The sequence below is a fragment of the Propionivibrio soli genome, from assembly GCF_025770765.1.
Classification (GTDB): domain Bacteria; phylum Pseudomonadota; class Gammaproteobacteria; order Burkholderiales; family Rhodocyclaceae; genus Propionivibrio; species Propionivibrio soli.
The window spans coordinates 178,325-203,305 of sequence record NZ_JANZKY010000004.1 but is presented as its reverse complement, the minus strand read 5'-3'; the positions used below and the strand labels follow the sequence as shown (position 1 = coordinate 203,305).

The 24,981-nt window shown below is 63.7% G+C and carries 20 protein-coding genes and 1 pseudogene; 14 read left to right on the top strand and 7 right to left on the bottom strand.

Annotated features, from left to right (window positions below; genetic code table 11):
- Positions 1-147 precede the first annotated feature (147 nt).
- Together NZ453_RS06110 and NZ453_RS06105 are read left to right on the top strand one after the other, a co-directional pair.
- Positions 148-576, top strand: coding sequence for a hypothetical protein (locus NZ453_RS06110; protein ID WP_263769565.1), 429 nt, complete (start codon positions 148-150; stop codon positions 574-576).
- A gap of 262 nt (positions 577-838) precedes the next feature.
- A complete protein-coding gene (locus tag NZ453_RS06105) occupies positions 839-1,003 on the top strand; it encodes a hypothetical protein (protein WP_263769564.1) in 165 nt (54 codons plus the stop codon).
- Between the two features lie 205 nt (positions 1,004-1,208).
- On the opposite strand, the gene NZ453_RS06100 is transcribed toward NZ453_RS06105, so the two are convergent.
- The 5 genes from NZ453_RS06100 to NZ453_RS06080 form a co-directional block, all read right to left on the bottom strand.
- Entirely contained in the window at positions 1,209-1,559 is a 351-nt protein-coding gene (locus tag NZ453_RS06100; protein WP_263769563.1) for a DUF3795 domain-containing protein, read from the bottom strand.
- A gap of 264 nt (positions 1,560-1,823) precedes the next feature.
- The gene (locus tag NZ453_RS06095) at positions 1,824-2,777 is read right to left on the bottom strand and encodes a glycosyltransferase (protein WP_263769562.1); all 954 of its coding nucleotides are present in this window, start codon (positions 2,775-2,777) and stop codon (positions 1,824-1,826) included.
- A 36-nt stretch (positions 2,778-2,813) separates the two neighbouring features.
- A complete protein-coding gene (locus tag NZ453_RS06090; protein WP_263769561.1) occupies positions 2,814-3,887 on the bottom strand; it encodes a glycosyltransferase family 2 protein in 1,074 nt (357 codons plus the stop codon).
- Positions 3,888-3,906: 19 nt separating this feature from the next.
- The gene (locus NZ453_RS06085) at positions 3,907-4,653 is read right to left on the bottom strand and encodes an SDR family oxidoreductase (protein WP_263769560.1); all 747 of its coding nucleotides are present in this window, start codon (positions 4,651-4,653) and stop codon (positions 3,907-3,909) included.
- Positions 4,650-5,945: a glycosyltransferase family 4 protein gene (locus NZ453_RS06080; protein WP_263769559.1), complete on the bottom strand. Its 1,296-nt coding sequence runs from the start codon at positions 5,943-5,945 to the stop codon at positions 4,650-4,652. The genes NZ453_RS06085 and NZ453_RS06080 overlap by 4 nt, the downstream gene beginning before the upstream one ends.
- 292 nt (positions 5,946-6,237) lie before the next feature.
- Here NZ453_RS06080 and NZ453_RS06075 point away from each other — a divergent pair, with 292 nt between their 5' ends.
- The 5 genes from NZ453_RS06075 to NZ453_RS06055 all read left to right on the top strand — a co-directional run bounded on the left by NZ453_RS06075 (position 6,238) and on the right by NZ453_RS06055 (position 14,195).
- Positions 6,238-6,684, top strand: coding sequence for a hypothetical protein (locus NZ453_RS06075; protein WP_263769558.1), 447 nt, complete (start codon positions 6,238-6,240; stop codon positions 6,682-6,684).
- Positions 6,685-7,178: 494 nt separating this feature from the next.
- Positions 7,179-7,625, top strand: a complete 447-nt coding sequence (locus tag NZ453_RS06070; RefSeq protein ID WP_263769557.1) for a PRC-barrel domain-containing protein — start codon at positions 7,179-7,181, stop codon at positions 7,623-7,625.
- Positions 7,626-7,880: 255 nt separating this feature from the next.
- Positions 7,881-10,610 carry an ATP-binding cassette domain-containing protein gene (locus NZ453_RS06065; RefSeq protein ID WP_263769556.1) on the top strand — a complete coding sequence of 910 codons (2,730 nt, stop codon included), beginning with the start codon at positions 7,881-7,883 and terminating at the stop codon, positions 10,608-10,610.
- Positions 10,600-11,154, top strand: coding sequence for a hypothetical protein (locus NZ453_RS06060; protein ID WP_263769555.1), 555 nt, complete (start codon positions 10,600-10,602; stop codon positions 11,152-11,154). The genes NZ453_RS06065 and NZ453_RS06060 overlap by 11 nt, the downstream gene beginning before the upstream one ends.
- Before the next feature lie 299 nt (positions 11,155-11,453).
- Entirely contained in the window at positions 11,454-14,195 is a 2,742-nt protein-coding gene (locus NZ453_RS06055) for a diguanylate cyclase (protein ID WP_263769554.1), read from the top strand.
- Here the strand turns inward: NZ453_RS06055 and NZ453_RS06050 are convergent.
- Positions 14,096-15,655, bottom strand: coding sequence for a sigma-54-dependent transcriptional regulator (locus tag NZ453_RS06050; protein ID WP_263769553.1), 1,560 nt, complete (start codon positions 15,653-15,655; stop codon positions 14,096-14,098). The two genes, NZ453_RS06055 and NZ453_RS06050, sit on opposite strands and share 100 nt — an antisense overlap.
- Positions 15,656-16,255: 600 nt before the next feature.
- Between NZ453_RS06050 and NZ453_RS06045 the strand changes: the two genes are divergently transcribed.
- The 7 genes and pseudogenes from NZ453_RS06045 (at position 16,256) to NZ453_RS06015 (ending at position 21,477) form a co-directional block, all read left to right on the top strand.
- Entirely contained in the window at positions 16,256-16,564 is a 309-nt protein-coding gene (locus NZ453_RS06045) for an ElaB/YgaM/YqjD family protein (RefSeq protein ID WP_263769552.1), read from the top strand.
- A gap of 3 nt (positions 16,565-16,567) precedes the next feature.
- Positions 16,568-17,092, top strand: coding sequence for a hypothetical protein (locus NZ453_RS06040; protein ID WP_263769551.1), 525 nt, complete (start codon positions 16,568-16,570; stop codon positions 17,090-17,092).
- Positions 17,089-18,273 carry a lipocalin family protein gene (locus tag NZ453_RS06035; RefSeq protein WP_263769550.1) on the top strand — a complete coding sequence of 395 codons (1,185 nt, stop codon included), beginning with the start codon at positions 17,089-17,091 and terminating at the stop codon, positions 18,271-18,273. The genes NZ453_RS06040 and NZ453_RS06035 overlap by 4 nt, the downstream gene beginning before the upstream one ends.
- Positions 18,274-18,303: 30 nt before the next feature.
- The gene (locus NZ453_RS06030) at positions 18,304-18,918 is read left to right on the top strand and encodes a DUF421 domain-containing protein (protein ID WP_263769549.1); all 615 of its coding nucleotides are present in this window, start codon (positions 18,304-18,306) and stop codon (positions 18,916-18,918) included.
- 50 nt (positions 18,919-18,968) lie between these two features.
- Positions 18,969-19,820, top strand: a pseudogene (locus tag NZ453_RS22145) (RecQ family ATP-dependent DNA helicase); the annotation flags it as partial.
- Positions 19,821-19,914: 94 nt separating this feature from the next.
- A complete protein-coding gene (locus tag NZ453_RS22030; RefSeq protein WP_263769546.1) occupies positions 19,915-20,757 on the top strand; it encodes a RecQ family zinc-binding domain-containing protein in 843 nt (280 codons plus the stop codon).
- A gap of 156 nt (positions 20,758-20,913) precedes the next feature.
- A complete protein-coding gene (locus NZ453_RS06015) occupies positions 20,914-21,477 on the top strand; it encodes a hypothetical protein (protein ID WP_263769545.1) in 564 nt (187 codons plus the stop codon).
- 58 nt (positions 21,478-21,535) lie between these two features.
- On the opposite strand, the gene NZ453_RS06010 is transcribed toward NZ453_RS06015, so the two are convergent.
- Positions 21,536-24,547, bottom strand: a complete 3,012-nt coding sequence (locus tag NZ453_RS06010; RefSeq protein WP_263769544.1) for a hybrid sensor histidine kinase/response regulator — start codon at positions 24,545-24,547, stop codon at positions 21,536-21,538.
- Positions 24,548-24,981 lie beyond the last annotated feature (434 nt).

Below are 24,981 nucleotides of genomic sequence, written 5' to 3'. Positions count from 1 at the left end.
ATGCTGTGTCACGTCTTCTGCATTACCGGTGCATCTTCGTCATCTCTGGTGTCCCGACGGCGGACGTCTTGACGCAAGGCTGAAATGAGCCGGTGGTAATAATGCGGAACCCGATGTTTTTCAATACAGAACAAGGAGTATCGCGAGATGAGTATTTCCGACAAGGCCAAAGGTATTTCCGACAAGGCCAAAGAAACGCTGGCTTACGGCAAGGACACCCTGGCTTACGGCAAGGACTTGGTGGAATCGGGCATTGAAGGGGCGAAAGAAGCGAGCAGGACCGTTCTCGAAGCCCCTGAAACTTCCGATATGCTCACCGAAGCCGCCCGCGACGCTTGGCAACCTGCCACGATCGGTGTGCTCGCGGGGGCAATCTGTGGCGTGCTGGCGGATGACCGCAAACCCATTCGCGGCGTCGTCGCCGGCGGACTTCTCGGCGCCGTCCTCGGCTTTGCCGGCGGTTTTGCCTGGAAGACGCGGCCGCTGACAGCCGCCATGTCGCGCGGTGCCGGCAAGAACATCGAACGTGTTCGCGATGGTCACTGGCTATCGAAACATCCGATCAACTACGGTTGATCGCTAAGCTCAGCACACCACGTTTCGATCAAACCCCGCGCCGACGGTCGGCCGGTTGCGGGGTATGTACTTCCTGTTCTGCCTCTGCCGACCCTTCCTGAAGGTCCGTCTTTTGCCCGTTTCTTGAACGGGATTTCCGTTGTACCAAGCTCAGTACGGTTTCGACCAAGGCTCCGACGTTGGAGCATGTCAGTGCCGTCGTGCATGGTGAAAACGGGCTCGTATCTTCTTCCCTAAGCTGACCATTCAGGAGATCAACGTCATGAGAGGCCATTCCGAGAAGTATCCCAGCGAAAACCAGGGCAGTCGCCGTGCGGACCGCATGCCGGACCAGGGTGGCCGGCGCAGCCAGGAGGCAGAAAAAGCTCGGCGCGCGAACGAGACGGAACCTCGGCCGCAAGAGGCCAAGGCGGTGAAGCAAAAGTAAGCGGAGGCCATTGGCCGGGGCGGGAAGAGCAATTTCCCGGGATTGTCAGGAACACGACCGCAGCAAGGGTAGAAACGACGGATTTCCCATTGCGGTAGGTGCTGCATGTCTCGTCGGGATACCCATCCTTAAACCGGGCTCGGTCAATTGATGGCGCACATCCCGACCGGCCCTGGCATTCCGTCTTCGTTGAGATTGATCGCCGTCAGGCCCGCTTGAGCGTGTGAATGCCGCGTTCGGCCATCGTGCGTGCGTGGCCTTCTACCCCGAGGAGGCGGATCTGCTCGATGCACGCGGCCCGGTCGGATCGGAAGACGAACCCGAAAATCTTCGACACCACGTTACTGAATTTCGGGCAGTCGCGCGCGTTCTCGAACTCGATGCACTCCGCGCAGGTGGTAATGCGCTTGTCGGAGCAGCAGGCGCGGACCTTGCACCAGGTCGCTTTGGCGTTCTCGCGACAGCCGCTGCACTTGGCGTGCAGGTAAGCCTTGCAGGCACCGCAGTACAGTCCGCAAGCGGCGACAAGGTCTGGATTGGTCTGAATGTAGGACATGTCGATATCCCTTGGCGGCAATCATGAAGGGCGGGGCGGTGCCCATTCATACGGAATAATGAGGGTCGACAATAGCGCATTGTCCTGAAGAATCCAATGCTTTTCGCATTTTTGCCGCTGCGGCTGGCGATCGGGAACTAAGGGCCCCGACGCAGCCAGGCGCATGGCGCGCCTCGTCACAACGCCGCATGGAGACCGGGGGTGGTTCTCCTTCCTAGACGCAGACAATCGGTTCGATCCAGCGATCCTCGCTCGAAGCTACGCCTACGACGTCGCCTCGGCGAAGACTTTTTTCCAGTCGGCGACGAACCGTTCGATGCCGAAACGCTCAATGGCCGTCCGGCGGGCTTGTTCTCCCAGACGTGTCGCTTCGCCGGGTGATTCGATCAGATGGCGCATCGCCTCGATGAGCCGGCGCGGGTCGGTGTCGATATAACCGTTTTCACCGTTGCGGATCACGGTAACGAGTTCGGTCGTGGCAAGACCGATCAATGGCAGACCCACCATCATTGCCTCGATCGCCGCGAGGCCCAGGCTGGTCCACCGGATCGGATGGAAATAGAAGCGGTAGCGGGCCAGGAAAGCCGGCAGATCGAGGTTAGGTATCTCGCCAAGGCCTCCGCTACGCTGGGCTTCCATGCCGACGAGATCGAGCGGGATTTCGGCGCGTGCCGTTTCGAAGACGTCCGCACCGAGGCGCCGCCCGCGTTTCGCCAGATGATTGACGACGGCAATGCCGCGTGCGAGTTCGCCCGAGCAGCGGACATTAGGAGGCACGATGACGCCATGTTCGACGACGTGTACCGGCGTCCGCCGGTTGTCCCACATCAGCGCGTTGAAGGGCGTCACGTGGACGAGCAGCATGGACGGATCGTCGACCGGGTGGGGCGTGTTGGTCGGGTGCCCCTGCGGTGGGTCGTGCTCGAGGAAGACACGCGGCAAGCGCCGTTGCGCTTCGCTGAGCCAGCGGTGCTGATCCTCCGTGTAAGCCCGTGCCGACTGGAACAGGATGCAGTCGAAAGACGTTGAGGCGAGCTCTTCAACCGGAACCTCGACGACGTTGTTGCCCCAAGGCAACGAGCCGACGCGGCCGACGTAGCCCGGCGACCGTTCGCGGTCAAAGGGCAGGATGAAGGTGTGCGGAACCTGGGTCAGGTAGTAGAGATAGTTACCGTGGACGTGCCAGGTGAGGATGCGCAAAGGCTTATCGCCAGGCATGGCGGTTTCTCCGAAGAAGGCGAGGCGATGCCGCGCTCAAGCGAACAGCACCCGGTACCGGATCGCACCGGCGAGCCGCCAGAAGACCGCGACGAACGGGATGACGAACGAGCTGAAAATGATGTCGAGAACGTTGCTCGGCGCGAAGGACGTGCCGCGCAGGCGGCGGCCGATCAGGCGCAGCGTCAGCGTCGCCCAGACGGCCGCGGCAATCAGAGCAAAGATCGGTGCGTGGTTGAGCGCGAATGAGAGCGCCAGCAGGGCGGCCGCCACCGTCGCGTAATAGTGGTTCGGCGGCCCGCTCGAGATCTTCTTGCGATAAAGCTGCGGGTGTTTCTTGAACAGCAGGGCGTCGAAAAGCAGGTTCCGGTGCTGTCGGATCGATGTGCCGGGCGGAGACCGACGTGCGGGATGCACAACCACGGCCGTCGGTACCGCGATAACGTTGCACTGCGCTTCGAGGAGAGAGAAATGCAGGTCTGAATCCTCGCGCCAAGGACGCAGGAAGCGTTCGTCGAAGCCGCCGACGAGCACCAGCGCATCCCGCCGCACGAAGCAGTTCGCAGTGACGAACTCGGCGCCATGCAGGCCCGCGGTATTGCGCTCGGAATCCGTCGGACGGCCCGATAGCGGCACGACGACGTGGCCCCATGCGGCGTCGACGCCGGACTTCATCGCGCGCAATCCTTCTGCCAGCCAGTCGGGCGTTGGCTCAGTGTCGTCGTCAGTGAAAGCGATGATCGGCGCACGGGCCATCTTCCACCCAGTGTTGCGTGCGGCGGCAGGGCCTTTGGAGGTCGATGGCGGCTGGACGTAAAGAATCTTGATCCGGCCACCGCGGCGCAGATAGTCGCGCAACGCCGCCTTTTGCTTGGCCGACCGACCGTCGTCCACGACGATGATTTCGAACGGTCCGGGAACGCCGCGCTGTGCGAGCAGTGCGTTCAGGCAGCGGAAAAGCAGTTGCGGCCGATTACAGGTCGGCATGACTACCGAGACGACCGGCACCGCCGGAGCCTCGATGTCGTCGTTGACCTCGGCAAGGCGGGGGGCCTTTGCGTCCGCATCATACGGATCCAAGCCGGAGAGAAGGTCTGTGGCGGCATTCATGACAGGCGTCGGCGTTGACTTATGGCCAGGAGGTTTCGCGCATCGGCAGTACGGAGATTTCGGCGACGACGCTTTCCGGCGGCATCGAAAGGACGTGGACCACCATGCTGGCGACGCGTTCCGGCGACTGCAGCAGTTCCGGGTCGATATCCGGGAATCGGTCGAGCAGGAAGGGCGTGCGCATACCGCCGGCGACGACGGCCGTGACCTTGATACCGTGCTGCCGGAGTTCGGAGTGCAGGGCATGCGAGAAGCCGAGCAGCGCCCATTTACTAGCGTGATACGCCGACGCATTGGGCCAGGCGCGCTTGGCGGCTGTTGAGGTGATATTGACGATCTGCCCCGACTTGCGAAGCTTCATCTCGGCCACCGCACGCTTGGAAAAGAGGAAGGGACCACGCACATTGGTCGTCATCACCTGATCCCACTGTTCGATCGAGAGCTCGTCGATTGGCAGTGTGTGGTCGACCGCAGCGTTGTTGATCAGGATGTCCACGCCGCCAAAGCGATCGCGCGCCGCGTCGAAACAGGCGGCGACCTGACGTTCGTCGCCGACGTCGACGGTGCAATACATGGCCTGCCGCCCGGCATCGGACAACGCCCGGCAGGTTTGTTCGGCGAGGTCCGACCGCCGATCCGCGAGCACGATGCGCGCCCCGGCTGCGCTGAGGGCTTCGCAAAGCGCCTTACCTAGGCCGCGCGCGCCGCCCGTGATGAGCGCCGTCTTGCCTTCGAGGGTCTGGGGTATCGCGTTGTTTGTCGTCATAGATTGATCACCCTGTCGGTAGGTCTGTCAGTGGTTCGTGCACCGGCACGTACGGGGTCGGTGGAATCGGGCCGGCACAAGGATTCATATACGTCGGCGAGCGCGTTCGCCACCTGTTTCCAGGTGAAGTGATGACGTACGCGATGCATCCCGGCGCGGCCGAAGGCGCGGGCGTTCTCCGGGTTGCGGTAAAGGCGCGCCAGTCGATCGGCAAGCCGCACGGGGTCGTTAGGTGGCACAAGGTAGCCCGTCTCGCCGTCGACGACGGTGTGCGCGATGCCGCCTACCGCGGCACCGATGACCGGGCGACCGCAGGCCATCGCTTCCAGCGGCGTGATGCCGAACGGTTCGTACCACGGGGTGGTGACGAAAACGTCGGCGGCGCAGTAGTAGTCGCGCAGCGCGGCACGCGTGCGCTGCCCCGTGAAGACCACGCAATCGGCGACGCCTTCCTCTTCGGCCACCCGCTGCAAGCGTCCGATTTCGGGCGTACGCCCGGGATCGGGATCGGGCGACTCTCCGCCGACGATCAAAAGCTTCGCGTCGATGCCGTGCTCGCGGCGCAGCGCGCCGACGCCGCGTATTACATTGTCCACGCCCTTGCGCGGCACCATGCGGCCGAGTTGAAGCACCACGAATTCGTTCTCCGCAATGCCGAGCCGCTGGCGGGCGAGACCGTCGCCGAAACCGAGTTCGGAGGTGTCGACACCGCAGGGAACGACATCGATGCGTTCTTCGCGCGCTCGATACAGGCGCACCAGATCGTCGAAGTCCTGCGGGCATTCGGCGATCACGCGGTCAGCGTTGGCAACGAGCGCGTCTTCGATCTCGATGCGGTGCGGAGGGAATGCATCGGCATTGCCTTGGTGGAATCGGCGCACGCGGCCGAGTGCATGGAAGGTCACCACGTAAGGAATACCGAAAGCGTCGCGCAGGCGCTGCGCTGCGAGGCCCGACATGAAGAAGTTCGCATGCGCCACGTCGTATTGACGCGGCACATGCTCGCACCACGCCGCAATCTCGTCGCAGAACTCGCCCATGTGCGGCAGAAGCTGTTCCTTGGGAAGCGGGCGCGCCGGTCCGGCTGGGACGTGAATGACACGTACGTTGCGCGCGAAATCGACGGTTCTCGGGAGCGAAGGATCGTCACGCCGCGTGAAGACGTCCACGCGATGGCCGGCACGCCCGAGTTGGCGCGCCACGTAGGCCACATAGACATTCTGCCCTCCGCTGTCTACGCCGCCCTGCGTGGCAAGCGGAGAAGCGTGTTCGCTGATCAATGCAATTCTCATGGGCTCGGCCTGTCGGTGAAGTTGCCGCTCGATTGGCAAGCGTTATGCCCAGAAGCGCGCTATTCCTTGACCTGTCTGGAACTGGCGAGACCGAACGAAGCATGGCGACCGTGCGCATCGTCATGAAAACGTTCACCAAAAGGCCGTGGTGAAAAAAAAGAGGAACAGGGCTTGCCCGGTGGCAGATGTTCTCTCGCGTCGTTGTTGGTCGTTGTTTCACATTCACGCAGCATCCTGATAAACGAAAACCGAATGTGCAACGCCAAGGACGCGGTTCACGCATGGAGGCCATATGAGCCGCAAGGACGAGACAGCCCCGGGCGCGGCTCGGGGAAGGCAAAAAGCGGATACCGACGTTTCTCGACCGTTGAGCGAGGGCGACACCTTTCTTCCTGACGAACGCGACGAAGCCCCCGGAACGCGCGGTCCCGGTGGACGCGAAGGCACAGGATCGCGGGAAATGATCCGGCAAGCCGAGCGGGATGTTGCGCGAGGGCTACGCGACTCGGATCTGCGCGGCACGCCGTCGAACGTGCCTACCTCGGAGCCAGTGCCGCAGGAAAGCCCGGGGGCGCTTGTGCCGGAAGGCGAGGTAGAGCAGATCGATCGCCGAGACCGCATTGACCGGTCAACGAAGAGCACGCGCGATTCGGCCGGCCGTATAGCGAACGTGCCTGACTCGCAGGGCGATGACGAAAACAAGGCAGCGGCTCATCGTCGGGGGCGCGGCGGCGAGTAGCCGGCCGGCGACCACCGGTGGGCCGGGTTTTTCGACCGCCAAGACAGGTAACGATGATGAGCCTCGCTGTACGGAGTCGCTTGTTTGGCCTCCCGGGGACATCGCGGTGCATTCCGGGCTACGCGCGATGGTTCGCCTGGAATGGCGCGGAGTCCGGCGTTCTGCGGTGTGCGGCGCGCTCCGGCCGGCGGAATGCGCCGGCGGTAATTCTTTCCGCACTTCTTTCTGAGGCTCGCCAGCCGGCGCCTCGAGGTACGAATCCGACGGCGGCGTACGAGCCGGATGGCGCTGTTCCTTCGCGCGGCGTCTCGAAGAAATAAAGGTTTCGGATGGGGTGTGCTGAAAGCTCCGTTCGGCACGACGATTGCCCGAATAGGTTTGCAAGTGGGTGTTCGCGGGTGACTTGAAGCCTGCCGAACGCGACGGAATCCCGCCCGAACAATGGCGGATTACAACCGGTATCGGCAGATACTGTTACGAAAGGAGAGATCAACATGGGAAGCGCATATCAAGACTCGTCCCTGACGGGAGCCAAGCCGGCAATCGTAGGTGCTCCGCGAGATATCCCGGAAGGGCCGGGACCCGAAATCATGGCCGCCAGCACGCTGGAAGGCGATGACGTCGTCAACAGCAAGGGCCAGGATCTGGGCAAGATCAAGGAGATCATGATCGACGTGCCGAGCGGACGCGTCGCGTACGCCGTTCTCTCGTCGGGTGGCCTGCTCGGCATCGGCGACAAGCTGTTCGCCATTCCGTGGGCGGCCCTGACACTCGACATCGATCGCAAGTGCTTCATTCTCGACGTCGAGGCTGAGCGCCTGAAGGCGGCGCCGGGGTTCGACAAGGACCACTGGCCGTCAATGGCCGACACCACGTGGGCGAGCGAAGTACACGCCTACTACGGGCAACGCAACTACTGGCAACCGAGTGACGATATCTAGGCGTCACGCCGTTCGGCCCCTTCCGTATACCGCGTGAGGGTTTCGCAACGGCATGTTTTACATCGGCGGCGGACGGTCGGTAATCCCGGTCGTCCGCCGCTCCTTATGCTTTTTCACCATTGTCGTGCGCACCGCTAGGCAGGGAGCGACTTCTTCGCATCGGCGAGGCTTGTTCGCGACAACTGGATTTTCGGGTGGCTCCACAGGCCTTTGCCCCGCTAATCGTCCTAGCAATTACGTCGCGCCAGCGAATCGATGCGTTCCTCTTCGACGACGGCCTTTGTTTATCGCCAACTGATCGGCGCGGTGCTGGACTACCGGGCGCGCACCTTGAGCGCCTTGGCGTTCGTCATCCTCGCGAAACTCGCGGCGCTCGCCGTGCCGATGATGCTCAAGACGATCGTCGACCGCTTGAGTACCGGGCCGGGGCTCGTCGCCTTGCCGGTGGTACTCGTCGTGGGGTACGCGGTCTTGCGTTTTCTCGGCACGGCGTTCAGCGAGGTGCGCGACATGGTGTTCGCGCGCGTCACGCGCGTCACCGAATCGAGCTTTCTGCTGCGCGTCTTCAGTCATCTGCACAGCCTGGGGACGCGCTTCCACGCCCACGGCCGCATCGGCGGTCTGACGCGCGACGTCGAGCGCGGTACGAATGGAATCGGCTTCCTGATCGGCGTCGGCCTATTCACGATCCTGCCGACACTGGTTGAGATCACCGGGGTTATCGTTGTGATGACCATCGCCTACAGCAACTGGTTTACGGCGATCATTCTCGGCGCTTTCTTGATCTACGCTTCATTCACGGTGATCTTCACCGAACGCCGGGCCGTCTTCCAGCGCAGACTCAACAAACTCGACTCGACAGCGAACGGCCGGCTTGTCGACAGCTTGATGAATCACGAGACGGTCAAGTACTTCACGAACGAAGGCTTCGAGCGCAGGAGTTTCGCCGGCATCCTGGCGCAGTGGGTTGACGTCGGCGTCGGCAACCAGCGGGCGCTGTCAACGCTGCATATCGGACAAAGCAGCATCATCGCCCTTGGTGTTACCGGCGTCATGCTGTTGGCGACCTACAACGTCGTGCATGGTGCGATGTCGGTCGGTGACCTGGTACTCGTCAACGCCTACGTGATCCAGATCTGTATGCCGCTCAACACGCTGGGCTTCGTTTTCCGCGAAGCGCGGGATGCCGTCGTCAATGCCGAGCGCATGTTGCGTCTTCTCGAACAAAAACCCGAGATCGCCGATGCGCCGAAAGCACGCGACCTGAAGGTCGAGCAGGGAGAGATTCGTTTCGAGCACGTCGACTTCAGCTATGACGCGAGTCGGCAGATTCTCTGGGACGTCAATTTCTCGATTCCCGCCGGGCACACGGTGGCCATCGTCGGCGGCAGCGGCTCCGGGAAGTCGACGATGGCCCGCCTGCTGTTCCGTTTCTACGACGTCAATGCGGGCCGCATTACCGTTGACGGCATCGATATCCGCGAGGTCACGCAGAGCAGCCTGCGCCGCTCGCTCGGTATCGTGCCGCAGGACACCATCCTGTTCAACGAAACGATCGCTTACAACATCGGCTATAGCCGCCCGGATGCGTCGTTCGAGGAGATCGTTCAGGCGGCGAAGGCGGCGAGCCTGCATGATTTCATCAGTTCGTTGCCGGAGCAGTACCAGACCGAAGTCGGCGAACGTGGCGTGATGCTTTCCGGCGGAGAAAAGCAGCGCATCGCAATCGCCCGCGCGCTGCTCAAGAATCCACCGATCATCATCTTCGACGAAGCGACGTCGGCTCTCGACAGCCGCTCGGAGCGCGCCATCCAGGACGAACTGGACCGGTTGTCGAGTTCTCGTACGACCCTCGTCATTGCTCACCGGCTGTCGTCGGTAGTCAACGCCGACCAGATTCTGGTGCTCGAACGCGGCCGCATCGCCGAGCGCGGCACCCATACGGAGTTGTTACGGCAGAACGGTCTGTACGCTCAACTCTGGCATCTGCAACGGCAGCTGCAGGAAGTCGAGCATACGCAACGCGGGCTCTCGATGCACGAGGTCGACCTCACCGGCATGCTGGATAGCGCCGTCGCGCGTATGAGCGCCGTGGGCGAGGCGCGCGGTGTCGGTTTTCACCGCGTCGGCAACGCCGGGCCCGTGCGTATCGACGCCGACCCCGGCCGTCTGCAACGCCTGATGTGGACGCTGGCCTATCGCGCGCTGGCGTCGACGCCGGCGGGCCGGCGTGTGGATGGTTCGGTTGAGCGTGACGAAGAACGGGTGCGTGTCGAATTGCGGCACGGCGCGGGTACGGTACCTGAGGTGGCCGGGGAGGGCTTGCTCGATGCCATCGAGATGCGCGAGGTCGTCGAACGAGCCGGCGGCACGCTGGAGACGAGGCAGGATGGCGAACTGGTGACGACGCTTGTGGAGTTCCCGCTGGCCCATGGCACGGCAGAAGAGAACCAGGTCTTTGCCCGGACCGGCCCCACGTTGAACGGTGTGCGCGTTCTTCTCGTCAGCGGCGAAAGCGGGCGAGAGGCGGCGGTCGATCTCTATCGGTACGGCGCGATTCAAATCGCCTATCCGTCAGGAGAGGGGGCGCTCGAATGGTTATCGACGCGACGGCCTGACGAGCGTCCCGACGTCCTCATCTATAGCGCGCCGGCAGACGCGCGCGAAGCTCGCGATTTCGTGCAGCGCTTGCGCTGTGAAGAGGCGGCAAACGGCGTAGATGTGGCCGATCGGCTGCCGGCGATTCTCCTCGGCGGGGAGGACGACACGCAGGCGGAACGGCGCGCCTTGCTCGCCGGCTACCAATACCGGATTGCACGCGAGGACGACGGCGAGGCCCTGGCGGAAGCCATTGGGCGGCTGGCATTGCCCGCGCGCTTGCGGCCGGAGGAACTGCGCGCGGCTCTCGCCGCGCCGGAGACCACATCAAAGGCCCTCGGATCGGCCAGCACAGCAACTACTGGAGAGAACACGCATGCTGAATGAACTTCAATCCGCCACCTCACCCGCGACCGGCGGAAACGCTTCGGACAAACACGGGAAACGGGGAAGTCACTACCTGACCGAAGACGTTGCGAACCGAGCGCTCGACCTCGTCGCGCCTATGATTGAAGTCGCACGCGACGACCGGAGCGTGGTCGGCAGCGGATTTCTCTACGTGGTCGTTATGGACCCGGCCTTGCCGCCGGGAGAAGCAAGGTTCGAAGACGCGGTGTTGTGCGAGCGCGCCTTTGGTGACCCGAAAACATGGGATGCCGATTACGCCGAATTCGCTCGCGCCAAGGCAAAACTCACCTGGCGCCTCGGCCGCGACGGATACGCCGTGCAGCGCGATTCTCCCCACCTCCTGCGCGCCGGAGACACGTTGATCGCCGGAGCCGTCTGTCTGGACGGGATCGTGGTCGCCGTGAGCGGGGCATTTCCCGAGTACGACGAATTCTTCGCCGGTAGCGTTGCGGTCGCGTTGCGCGCATTGGCTCGGAAGGCACGCGGGGAGGAGAAAGCGGGCGCTGTACTCGGAGAGTCTTAGCCATCGGGTCAGGGCTCCCGGTATTACCATCGGGTTGACCGACGGGCTGTTCATAGGTGCGATCCTGCTTCCTGGCCCGCTGAAAGGCGGGTGGGGCAGGCCTATGCCTTTCGCAGGCACGCGGTTTGCCACTATTGCCGCTACAGGTATTTTTCCGGGTTTGAAAAAACGGGACGGCCGCGGGACGACAGAGGCATCGCACCGACGGCTGTCCTTTTCGCTCGCCATTTCCCTTTTCGCTCCGCTTCATCGCATCGGATGCCAATGACCCGCAGCCTCTCCCTGCCGCACCGGAGATCATGGTAAACGGCCACCTCGACTGGTCGCTCGTGCTGGTGATCCTTTTTGACCTCGCAGTCTGCGGGTGCGTCGGCTGCTGCACTGCCATTCCTGTCCGGAGTCGGCAGGACGCACGTTACGGGTGGACGCTGACCCACGCCTATTTCACGGCCCTGGCGCTCGTCGGGGCCGACTTCACGCTTCGTTTGGGGCGCGTACCGGCTACGTCGCCCATTGGAGAGATCGGCCTGGCGCTGTACGCCTTTCCATCGGCATTGGCCGGCATGGTCCTCGCGCTTGCACTCGTTTCAAGGCCGAGTCAACGCAGAAAGGTCTATGGGAGCGCGATTTTAGCCGTCACGGTGGCCGTCGGCTCGGTCAGCGGCACGCTGACGTATCCCGGTTTCGCAGGATGGCGTACATCGCCGGAGCCACTATCCGGTTATGGAGCGGCGGCTATCCTCGTTCTCGTTCTCGCCGCCGTTCAGCTCATCGCTTATCCGCGCGCCCCGCAATGGCGGCGGGCCATCGGCGGGGCATTGCTGCTCGCCGCGGTGGCAGGCGGGCAGTACCTTCGTTGGCGACATATGGTCCCGATCGCCGAGCCGGCTCCCGGAACCGTCATGCAGCCCTTGCTTTTGGGGGTCGCTGCCTGCGTACTGACGACCTTTGCGCTCCTGGTGGCGGTGAGGCGGTTCCAGGATGACGAAGCCGCCTCGTTTTCGACCCAGCTTGCCGCTCTGCGAGCGGGGAACGAAGCTTACGCGAAAGAAATTCGAGATCTCTACGGTGAACGGCAGGCGACGGCCGAGCGGCATCAGCGGCTCAATGAGCAATTGATGGAAAGCGCGAACGCCGGGTTTTTCGAGTGGGATCTGGAGTCAGGCAACGTTCGTTTCGGCGGGCCGTGGGGCGCGATGCTCGGCTATCGGCAGGCCGACGACCTGCTGAGGCCCCAGACGGATCCGTGGCTGCGACTTTGCCATGAGGAGGACTTGCCGGCGGCGCAGGAACTCTTCCGGGCGCTCGCAGACGGTCAGCGCGAGGAAGTTGCCTGCGAAGTGCGCATGCGCACCGCACGCGGTGGCTGGCGGTGGGTGCGTCTGCATGCGCGCATCGCGGAATGGCGCGATGGTGTCGCGCGCCGTGTGATCGGGACGCAAACCGACATCGAGGCGCTCAAGAACGCCGAGCACACTTTGCGCGCCGAGCGCAGCCTGTTTGCCTCGGGCCCGGTGATCATGCTCACCTTTGACGCCGAACCGCCTTACCGCCTGCGGGAATACTCGCCGAACTTCCAGGAAGCGCGCGGCATCGCCGGTCCGCGGTCGCCGCTCGGTATGCCGTTGGACGCTTTTTTGCATCCGCAGTCGCTTATCGGCATCGGCGTGCTGGTGGAGCAGGCGACGCGTAGCGGCGTGCGGGTGCAGCGTGAGGTACGACTGGCCCGCAGCGACGGTGCCTGGCCGTGGTACCTGTTGCACTTGGGCGGCGAACGTTCGCCGGACGGCAATCTGCTGCGTGCCTACCTTGTCGACATCAACCGGCTGAAGGAAGCGGAAGTCGAAGCCGCCGAGCGCAACCAGGCACTACAAGACGTCGTACACCGCATGGACCGGGGACAGGAGTTCATGCGGACGCTGCAGCAAATCACCGAACTCGTGCAGCTTTGCGATAGCGAGGCCGAAAGCCGGCAGATCATTGCACGCGGCGGTTCAAGGCTGTTCCCGCGTTGGAGCGGCGCGCTGACCTTTGCCGATTCCGACGGCATGATGGAAACCGGTGCCGCGTGGGGTGAGCCTTTCAATCGCGAGCAATCGGAAGAGGTCGATTGCTGGGCTGTACGTCGGGGCCGCATGCACCAGAGCGTGGTCGGCTCGCCGGATACGCTGTCGCCAATCTGCCCGCACTTCAACGGCCAAGCGAAAGCGATCACGCATGCCATCTGCGCGCCATTGCTGATGAGCTTCGACCGGCCGGGTGCGCTGCATCTCGTGGCTCACGAGGCAATGAACGAGGACGAATTACGCATTGCCGCCTGGGGCGCCGAGACCTTCGCCGACGCGCTCAAGCTTTCGCTGGCCAACCTGCGCCTGCGCACCTCGTTGCGCGAGCAAGCCGTGCGCGACGGTATGACGGATCTGTACAACCGGCGTTACTTCGACGACACGCTGCGGCGGGAACTGAGCCGCTCGCAACGCACGGGCGAAGGGCTGATCCTGGCCATCGCCGATATCGACGAATTCAAGCGTTTCAACGACACCTTCGGCCACGAAGCAGGCGACAAGGTGATCAAGACGGTTGCCGAACAACTGCGTAAGTTCGTACGCGCGTACGACGTCGCTTGTCGCGTTGGCGGCGAAGAACTGGCGATTCTCATGCCGCGCGTGCAGATCGAGGAGGCCTGCATGCGGCTGGAACAGTTGCGCGAGGAAATCGGCACATGCACGATCAATCATGGGGGCGTCCAGCTACCGCCGATCTCGGTATCGATCGGCGTCGCCGACATCGACGCCGGCTTACCGGAGGAATTGCAGCGCCGCGCCGACATGGCCTTGTACGCGGCCAAACACAGTGGCAAGAATCAGGTGAAGCGCTGGACTCCGGAGTTGGAAGCCGGGCCCTTCGGGGCTGTCGCGCGTGCTGAGCCGCCGCAGCCGGCTCAGCTCACGGCGGAGTCGCCCTCCGTGGCAGAAGGTGGGGGGGCGGGGGGAGCGTCCGCTGGGTTCTTGTCGGCGGAGTATTCCTTGAGGCGGTTGTAGAGCGTTTTCAGGCTGACGCCGAGGACGGCCGCCGTCCGCTCCTTGTGATTGTTGAAGTATTCGAGCGTCGCCATGATCAGACGCGCCTCGGCCTCGGCCATGGACGTTCCCAGCGGAATGGTCAGCGTAGCGGGAGGCGTGCCTGCCGCGCCGGCCTGAGTGGCGGTCGCTGCGGCCGTACCATTGGCCGGGACCGTGGGAGCGGCTGGTATGTTCGTCGCTGGCGGCGCGGCGGCGGAGGCGACGTTGACCAGCGGAGCCGACTGGCTTTCGTTGGCCGTCGGCGTGGCGGACGCGGGGGCTGGTCGGTCGGACGGCAACCACTCGTCGGTGATCGTGTCTTCGACGGCCATTACGTAGGCGCGCTGGACGACGTTGCGTAACTCGCGCACGTTGCCGGGCCACGAGTAGGCGGCCAGCCGCTGCAATGCGGCTGGCGTGAAGCGTTTGACACGGCCTTCCTTCTCGCAGACGTCGGAGAGGAAATGCCCCGCGAGCAACGGAATGTCGTCGAGACGTTCGCGCAGCGGCGGAATGGCGATCGGGAAAACGTTCAATCGGTAATAGAGATCCTCGCGCAGCTTGCCCATTTCTACGGCAAGCTCGGGTGGTCGGTTCGTCGCGGCAATGACGCGGACATCGGTTTCCTGGCTTTGCGTCGATCCCACGCGCATGAACAGGCCGGTTTCGAGCACGCGCAGCAACTTCACCTGTAATTCCAGTGGCATTTCGGTGATTTCGTCGAGGAACAGCGTGCCGCCGTGCGCACGTTCGAAAAAACCCTGGTGTTGGCGATCGGCACCGGTGAAGCTGCCTTTCTCGTGGCCGAAAATCTCGCTCTCCATCAGGTTCGGCGAGATGGCGCCGCAGTTGATGGCGAGGAAGGGGTTTTTGCGCCGCCGCGACAGTTCGTGCACGCTGCGCGCGACGACTTCCTTGCCGGTACCGCTTTCGCCGGTGACCAGGACGGTCACCGAGGTGACCGCTACCCGCGATATCTGCTGGTAAATGCGGCGCATCGGCTCCGACCGGCCCCAGAGCAGGCCGAAATGGCCTTCGCGGTCGAGCTCCGAATTGAGCGTTTCGACTTCCGCCTGCAGCACCGCCGGTTTCGTCACGTTGGCGAGAATACCTTGCAGGTGCTTGACGTTGATCGGTTTGACGAGATAGTCCGCCGCGCCGAGGCGCAAGGCCTGGATCGAGCTTTCGAGACTCGCGTGGCCGGTAATCAAGACGACCTGCGATTGGGCCAGGAGCTCCGGATCGTCGAACAACTCCATGCCGCTGCCGTCAGGAAGCTGCAGGTCGAGCAGGACGATGTCCGGATGTTGCATCGCGATCTTGCGGCGCGCGTCACGTAGCGTGAAAGCGGTTGCGACGGTGAAGTTCTCGGTGGCCACCAACGCAGCCATCATTTCGGCAGCGTCTTTGTCGTCATCGACAATCAGGGCATGGCTCATCGTAAGTGTTTCTCCTCGTAAGGGGGAAGGCTGGGACTGTCGAGAGCGGGGTGCGCTGTCCGGGGAGCCTGCCCCATGATGTCAAAAGGGTGATGCGGACTGGGCGAAGAAGAGCACGCTCAGAACCGACCCCAAAGTAGGCGAGGTTCACAAGAGGATAACGTAAAAGTTACCGAAAAAACCAGCGTTGCGTCATTGAGGGGAATACGGTGGCGACCATGGCTTCGGGCGCTCCGAGCGAGTTCTATGCTCTCGGGTCGAGTGAGCAGATTCCCTCCAGAAAAACTTAATGATGAATACCTTCTCGGCATGGCGCCGTTATGACAATTGCCGGTGCGCAACTCAGAGGACATTGAGCGCGGATTGGGGCGATAAGTTTCATCGATGTCGGCCAGCATCCGGTCGACGACCGCCGTTCCGATGACGCAATGCGGGCCGCTTCGCGAGCCTGCTTGCTTTTTTTCGTTGGCGCGGCACACCGTTTGCCTAAAGCGGTTGCGACGCGGGTTCCGGCGGGTTCAGCCCGGCGCCGCTCATCCACCAACCACCCGTTTACCGCTGGCGCTCGACGCCCCGGTTCGCAACTTAATGGAGAACACCATGACTACATCCAATCCGACCATCAGTTCCGACACCGCCGCCGCTGCGGAAAGCGCCGTCAACCGCGCCGCCGAAGGCGCGCATGCCGCCGTCGATCGCGTTGCCGAGAAGGCCGGGCCCGCCGTCGAGAATATCCGCGGTCGCGTCAATGCGGCCGGCGAAGCGCTGCATCACACGATCGAGGAACTCGACGCAATGCAGGAACGCTGGCTCGAAGAATGCCGCGGCTGCGTGCGTGAGCATCCGATTCTCTCCGTCGGCGTGGCGATCGCCGCCGGCATGCTGCTGGGCCGCTTGCTGGTCCGCTGACGCATGATGGAACGGGAGGAGAGCGCCGGTGCCGACGGCGCGCCGGGGCAGCGTCGTTTTTGGCGCAGGCGGACAACGTCGGAGCAAACGGCAGAACCGTCGGTGGCGCAATTGCTGGTTTCGCTCTGGCATGACCTGCCCGGCCTGATCAGCGACCGCGTTCTCCTTCTTGCGCTCGAACTGCGTCGCGCCCGCGGCTCGTTCGCGCGCATGGCCGTGCTCGTGGTCCTGGCATCGATCCTCGCCGCCACGGCATGGGTCGCGCTATGGGCGCTGGTGACGGTGATTCTGCTGGCACTCGGCGTGCCTTGGTACGGCGCGTTTGCGCTGATTCTCGTGCTCAACGGCTTAGGCGCCTGGATCGCAATCGGGCGCGCGGCGGCGCTGGTTGACGATCTGACGCTGCCGGCCACGATGCGGCGCCTGACGCTCGCACCTTCCCATATCCCGGACGCCGACAAAGTTGAGGCGAATTCGCGAACGCCAGGTGTAGACAGCGGGCAGACGAGAGGGGAGGTCACGCGATGAACGAAGCTCCTCGGTCGGCTGCACTTGGACGCGCGACCTTCGCTACCGGTCAGGATCACGCTCTGTCCTCGTCCCGGGCCAAAGCGCTGGACGAAAAACTCGATATCGACGAGCGCATCCGCGCCGCCGAACTCGCCGTCATTGCACGCGATGAACGCGTACGGGAAGGCGTGCGCACCGTCAAGGAGCGGGTCCGTTCAAAGGGCGGAATCGGTCTGGCGATTGCCGGCAGCGGTGCCGTGCTGCTCGGCCGGTTGCTTTTCTCCCGCCATCGTGGGCACCCTGTACGGCCGGGCAGCAGAGGACGAGGCTCCCGCCTCCTTGGCATCCTCGGCGCGCTTTCGGCCTTCGTTCCGGTGCTGGCCGGAGGTCGCGCTGCCCGCGGTGGCCTACCGGCGCTGCTGCTCGGTATGGTGATGCCTGCGATCGGAGAATGGCTCGCCCGCAAGCGTGCAACCGCTTCGCAGGCCGAGAGTGGAGCAGGTTCGGCAAACGGCCTCGGAGCGCGGGTGCAGCGGGCTGTAGCCCGAAAAGCGCCAGTGTTGCCGCCGGTGTCTACGGCAGGGCCTGTCGATCTGGCGCGTTACCTCGGACGCTGGTACGAGATCGCGCGCCTCCCCAATTCGTACGAGAAGCGCTGCGCCAGCGACGTCACCAGCGACTACGCCGTGGTTCCGGGGCAGGGTGCGCGTCCGGTCATCGCGGTCACCGAACGTTGCCGCTACGCGGATGGGCGCATACACGCGGCGCGCGGAATAGCGCTCCTCGTCGCCGGCAGCGGCAATGCGCACCTCAAGGTGTCGTTCGCCCCGCGCCTTGTGCGTTGGCTGCCCGCGTTCCGCCATGATTACCTGATGTTGCTCGTCGATGATGCCTACCGGTACGCGCTGGTCGGCACACCGGACCGGCGCCGGCTCTGGCTGCTCTCGCGTTCGCCCTCGCTTGAGAGTGGCGCGCGGCAGCGCATGATCGACTATGCGCGCGGGCAGGGGTACGACGTGGAAGCGCTGGTCGACACGGCGCATACCGCCGCGTCGGAGGAGGCGGCACCTCCCCCGGTGCAGCGGCCATCGTCCGCAGAGACCGGTGTGCCGTTGAGCACCGGGCGGGCAGGCCACGTCGGCGTTTCCCCTGCGTCCTCGACGCCAACGACGGCAGCGAACCCCGGATCGGTAAGCTGACGACCTCGATGCAAGCCGGATGAGTCCGCCATGGAATCCGGAAAGCTCGCGGAGCTATTCACCTTCACGCTCAATCCGCTGGAGATCGTTGTCCGCGGCTCGGCTGTGTACTGGTTTCTCTTCGCGCTATTCCGCTTCGTCCTCCGGCGCGATGTCGGCTCGATCGCCATTGCCGACGTGCTCCTGCTCGTGATGATTGCCGACGCGGCCCAGAATGCGATGGCTGGCGAGTACAAGTCGATCGTCGACGGATGTCTGCTGGTGGCGACGATCGCCGGGTGGAACTACGCGCTTGACTGGGGGAGTTATCACTTCAAGCCGGTGCGGCGCTTTGTCGAGGCGGCTCCATTGTTGCTCGTACGCGACGGCCTCATGCTGAGAGGCAACATGCGCCGCGAGTTCATCACGCGTGAAGAACTGGAAGCGAAACTGCGTGCGGCCGGCATCGCGACGCTCAGCGAAGTGCGCCGCGCGTTCCTCGAGAACGACGGCGAGATCACCTTCTTGCTCAAGGAAACGCCGGAAGCCGACAAGGTGCTTGGTCCGCCGCCGGATGCCGGCGGGAAATCGGCGAAAGACGGAACCTCGTCTCAAGGCCAACAGGAGCGCGCGCAATCGTCGGGCGGGAAGCGGCCCTTCCCTTGATTTCCCGAGATGCTCCCGAGCCGGAAAGTGGTGAGGAGTCGCCTCGACGCGTGGCGCGTGCCGAACGCACTCCTCGACCGCGCTCGGGGGTCTGGCGCCGGGCCGAACAGTTGTTGCACGAGACTTTCGGCTTTCGCGAATTCAGGGCCGGCCAGGCGAGGGTGATCGAACATGTGCTTCGCGGACGCAACGTCTTCGCCGTCATGCCGACCGGCGCCGGTAAGTCGCTGTGCTACCAGATTCCCGCCTTGCTTGATCGCGGGTTGACGCTCGTCGTCTCGCCGCTCATCGCGCTCATGAAGGATCAGTGCGACAAGCTCCAGTCGTTGAGTATCCGCGCCCTGGCGCTCAATAGCGCACTCGACGCTGCGGGCGAGGAGGAGGTCTGGGAAGCGCTGCGCGGCGGTTCGGCCCGACTTCTGTTCACTACGCCGGAGCGTTTGAGTACCGATGCCGAGCTTGCCGGCGAACTCCGACGCCGCGGTATACGCCTCTTCGTTGTTGACGAGGCGCACTGCCTCTCGCAGTGGGGCCACGATTTTCGCCCTGCATTTCTCGAACTCGGCCGCGCGCGGCAGGCGCTGGGTAGCCCACCGGTTCTCGCCCTGACGGCGACTGCCTCCGCCGAAGTGATCGCCGAAGCCGGGCGCGTGTTGGGTGTCGACGATTTCGAGATGATCAATGCCAGCGTCTATCGGCCGAACTTGCACTTTCGCGTCGAGACCTTCGAGCGTGAGGAAGATCGGCTTGACCGCCTCGCCGACTTGGTTGGAACGACGGCCGGTAGCGGCATCGTCTATGCGGCGACGATACGGGCCGCCGAGCAAGCCTGCGAACGACTGGCGCAGCGTCGCGAATCGGCCGCCGTGTACCACGCCCGTTTGCGTACCAGCGAACGGCACGACGTGCAGGAGCGTTTCATGGCCGGCGAACTTCGTGTCGTCGTGGCGACCGAATGCGTTCGGACTTGGCGTCGACAAACCGGATATCCGCTTCGTGATCCACGCCCAGATGCCCGCGAGCCTGGATGCGTACTATCAGGAAGCGGGCCGGGCTGGGCGCGACGGAGAACCAGCCCAATGCACGTTGCTGTACCAGGCGCGCGACCGTGCCGTGCAGAGTTTTTTCATGGCCGGGCGCTATCCCTCTCCACCCGAGTTGAATGCACTGTACGGCGCGTTGGGCGAAACGCCGCCGACAAAGAGCGAAAAGGCCAACTCGTCGGCAGGATGGACATTAAGCGGGCTGGAAGAAGCGCTCGACGTGCCGAAATCGCGCCTGCGCGTGTTGCTTTCGCTCTTGCGCGAACGCCGGGTCCTGGCGATGAACCGCCGTGGCGACGTGCGGCTGCTCAAGAATAGCTTGAAGCCGGCGGCGCTTGAACACTTGCTCGACGTTTACGCTCAGCGTGCTCAGAACGACCGCGAGATGCTCGAACGCATGCTCTTCTATGCCCGCGGTGGGCGCTGCCGGTGGCGCGTATTGCTCGAACACTTTGACGAGGCGCCGCCGTTCGACTATTGCGGCACCTGCGACACCTGCCTTGCTCTACACCACTATGCCGAGGCCGAAAAAGAAGAGGCGCGGCAGGTGGCCAAGGACGCCGCTGCCTCGCCGTCGCATGGGCGGCGGGCCAGGAAGCGACGCCTGCAGCCGGTTCCTGAGTTCATTGCCGGACAGCGCGTTCGGGTGCCTCGCTACGGCGAAGGTCGCGTTGAGGCGGCCGACACCTTGGCCGAAACCGTCGAAGTGAAGTTTCCTGACGGGCAGGTACGTAGCTTCATGGCGGCGTACGTCGAAGCGCTCGGCGACACGGGACGAGCGTCCCACCCCGCCTAGAGACAAGGCAGTGCAAGGGATCAATTGCCGAAGTACCTGTTCGGCGTGCTCATCCCTAGGCACGGGGGCGTCTATTCACATCTGGCACCGAGGCATAGGGCTTGCCCGTTTTAACGGCGGAGCCACCGAGCATTCCGCTTTTGCGAGGAACCTGTTATGGCAAGTAGCATTCTGGGGGGTGAAACGCCGGCGACGCCCCCGCCGGGCCACGACAACCGTGCGCTCGGGCCGAGCGACACGTCGGACAGCGGCAGCGACGTTGCGGGCATCGAAAACGATCAAGGGCGTGATCCGGCCGTGCCGACCGACGTGGCGATGGACCCGGATGCCGAACGGACCGATCCGTCGTTCGAGGACTTCGGCGTAGGTGCCGACTCGGACGCCGGGGGCACCGGGGAACGGTCGACAGCCGCCGGCGATGCGGCCCCCACTGATGCGCCCGACATATCTCCCGACAAGGTGATCGACGCCGAGGATGACCTGGAGGCGCTCGATACGCTCGACAGCACGACGGCCGATGACGCGGAATCCGCCGGCGACGTCGATATCGACCTCAATGCCGACGAATCCGGTGACGTGGACGATGAGATTGGGGCTGAAGGTTACGCCGAAGGCCGCCGCGGCACTTCGTCCTCCAGCTCAGATGACCTCGAGGCGGCGGAAGAGAATCCCGTCATCGAGGGCGGCAAAGGTGTACGACGTACTGGCGACGGCACGTAGCCCGCACAGCGTAGGCGGACCGTGGCGAGCCAGCGTACTGGCAATTCACGGAGTCGCCTCAATCGCGTGCCACGGCGCTGAGGAGTTCGCCCGACGTGACCGGCTTTAGGAAATGCACGTCGAAACCTGAAGCGAGCGCCTTGTTGCGATCACTTTCCTGTCCGTAGCCCGAAAGCGCGATCATTTTTCCCGGATAACCGCCCGCGCGGCTGCGTTGCGCGACCTCATAGCCGGTCAATCCGGGCAGGCCGATGTCGACGATGGACACATCGGGTCGCTTGTCGAGGATCAGCGCCAGTCCGGCATTGCCGTCGGTCGCCGTCCACACGGAGTGGCCTTCGAGCTTGAGCACCGTGGACAACCCTTCGATCACATCCTGATTGTCCTCGACGATGGCAATCGTACGTCCGCGCGCCTGCGCGGGTTGGGCTTCGATCCGGTCCTGTTGCGGCGGCTCGATGACCGGCAGCCGGGCCGTCATGATGGTGCCCGGGTTGGCGTTCGAGGCGATGATCGTTCCTTCATGCAGCTCAATGAGGCGTCGAACCAGCGTCAACCCTACGCCGAGTCCTCCTGCGCGGCGATCGAGTGTGCGCTCACCCTGTACAAAGAGGTCGAAAACGCGCGGCAGCAACTCCGGTGAAATGCCGACGCCGTTGTCTTTGACTTCGAGCAGGGCCTGCCCATCTTCCTGCTCCACGCAGACCTCGATGCGGCCGCCCGGCGGCGTGTACTTGATGGCGTTGACCAACAGGTTGCTCACCACCTGTTCGATGCGCGTGGCATTGGCCTTGATCCACACTTCGTGGATGTTCGGTACCAGTTCATGCTCGTGAAACTCGCCGGTGATGCGCAACGTGGCGATCACGCGCTCGACCAGCGCGCCCAGGTCGAGCGGATGGCGCGGCAGGTCGACGCGGCCGGTCATCACGCGCGCCACGTCGAGCAGATCGTCCATCATGTGCGACAGATGGCGCGTTTGTCGGCCGATGATGCGCAGCGCGTTCTTTGCGACTTCGGTTCCGCCGTCGACGCGATTGAGCACTTCGACGCCGGAAGCGATCGCGGAAAGCGGGTTGCGCAATTCGTGGCCGAGCATGGCCAGGAACTCGTCCTTGGATCGGTTGGCCGCTTCGGCCTCGATACGTGCGGCCTGTTCGCGGACGATCAACGCGTCGCGTTCGCGCTCGGTGTTCTTCTGCTCGGTCATGTCGACCGTCACGCCGATGATGTGCTGAGGCTCTCCGTCGGCGCCGAAGACGAAGCGGACCCGGGACGACAGCCACCGGGCCGGACCGCCATCGGGCAACTGAACGCAATAGTCTAGCGTTGCCGTTTCATGGCGCCTCTTGAATGCCGTCAACAAACCTCGCAGGACGCGGCACCAGTCCTCGCGATCGATGCGCCGCGTCCATACCGACAACTGGCTCGCCGGTTCGCCCGGACCGATGCCGAACAACTTCGCTTGCCCGGGCGTCCAGGCGAGGATTCGGTCGGCCAGCTGGTAGTGGAAGAAACCAACATGGCCGGTTTCCTGCGCGAGGTCGACCAAGTGCTGGCTCTCGCGCAGCCGTTGTTCGGCGGAAATGAGCCTCTCTTCCGCGGCCTTGCGTTCGGTGATGTCGACGACGGCGCCGATGGCCCCGCGCGGTTGCCCGTCCTCATCACGCAGTGGCACGGCGTGGACGATGACGAAGGCCGGGGGACGACCTTCAACACGGACCTCGAGTTCCATGCCGGTCGTCGTTTCCCCATAGGCCGCCGCGCGTTGCAACGGCTGTTGCTCGCGCGGCATCGGGTGACCTTCGTGCAGTACCCTCACTTCGCCGATACGGCCCGAGGCGCCGCCGAAGAGCGCGTCCATCGCCGCGTTGTGCGTCACCGTACGGCATAGCCGGTCTTGCGCGAAGGCGAGGCCGATCGGGCTGCTGGCGAGCAGGGTCTCGAATTCGTCCGCCTTCTTTTCGAGCTGGTCGCGTTTCTTGCGGATCAGTTCGCGGGTGATCTCGTCATGCGTATGGGCGGCCACCAGCGAATCGCGGAGCATGGAAATCTCGCGCACGGCAATGCGCTCGGACGGCATCGAAAGATCGTTGCTGGCGAGGCGATGCAAAGGCCGCGTCATCCGTCGCGCCACGATCAGGGCCAGGAAGACGCCAAGGAGCAGGCAGCCGAACGCCGTTGCCAAGGCCATGGCGATCGCTTCGGCATGTGCATAGTCGACGGGGCCGGCGGGCACGCCGACCGAGACGACCCACCCGGAGAGGGGCACGGTTTCCCACGACGCATACAGGGTTCCGCCCTCCAGTGATTCGAGGCGAGCGGTTCCCGCCGGGCGCTCGGCCATTACTTGCCGGTTGTGTTCAAGCACCTCGACGCCGGTGAAGCGCTCGGCAAGGCGGCTACGCGCGATCATCCGGGAATTGCGGTCGACGATGACCATGACCGCGGAGGTCTGGATACCGGACTCCATGGTCAGGCGCTGCCAGATGGAGGCGGGAATGCTGACGCCGAGAATGTAGCGGATGGCTCCGTCGACGACGACAGGAACTTCGATCGTCGTCGTGAAGCGTCCTTCGTCGCGGTCGGAGAGCAGGTTTGATACGACGGCTGGCCGGTCACGAATGCTGCTCAGGAATGCGTTGACGTCGTTGTATCTTTGCGTCGTCGGCTGGCCGCGATGCGCCGTGTTGAAAAGCACGATGCCATCAAGGCTGGCAAGATAGACGCCGCTCCAGCTTTCCCGCAGGAGGGGTCGGTTGAGCAATGCCTGCTCGAAGCGCGCGACGTCACCTTGCTGTAGTTCGCCGGCAAACGAAAGGATGTTCAGCGCGTCGATTGACGACAGGAGTTCGCGGTTGACGGCCTGCGCAAGAACGGTCGTGCGCCGTTCGATGTCCGCATTGAGATTCTCGCGCTGGTTTTCTACCTGCTTGAAGATCTGGTACGACATCAGTGTCGCGATGGGGACGGTCGCGAGAAGAATGACAATGACCAGGTACGTGCGTAACGAGGCTGTCGGCCAAGTAGGCAGTCGGGGCAGTGACAGGCTTTTTTCCTCGTCTTTCATGGTCGCGTAATCAGGGCAAGGGCGGTTCCCGGAACAGCGAAAATCGGCTCACGGGCACGCCAATTGCTACGAGCCTCGGGCACCGGCGTGGTCGGTGCTTGACAGTGATCGGCGACTAGAGTTCTTCCCGCGCGGCGAAAGGTCGTCGTATGGGTTGCGTGCGCCATGCGGCCGACGCTGATATGTGTCCGTATCACCATGGTCATCTTTACGCTAGATCCATCTGAGGATACCAACAAGGAAGTTACTGATCGGATGACCGGAGGCCGGCTCCCTTGTCATCCATCAGTTGGTGCTTCGTGGAGCAGCAGGGAATTACCAGAGCGCCTTTTGGCGGAGCGGCGCTTTTGAGGCATGGCGATTATGTATCGTACGACATCACCGTGCCAACCCGAGAGCATAGCGTCAGCCGGTGGCGCTTGATGCGGGCTAGG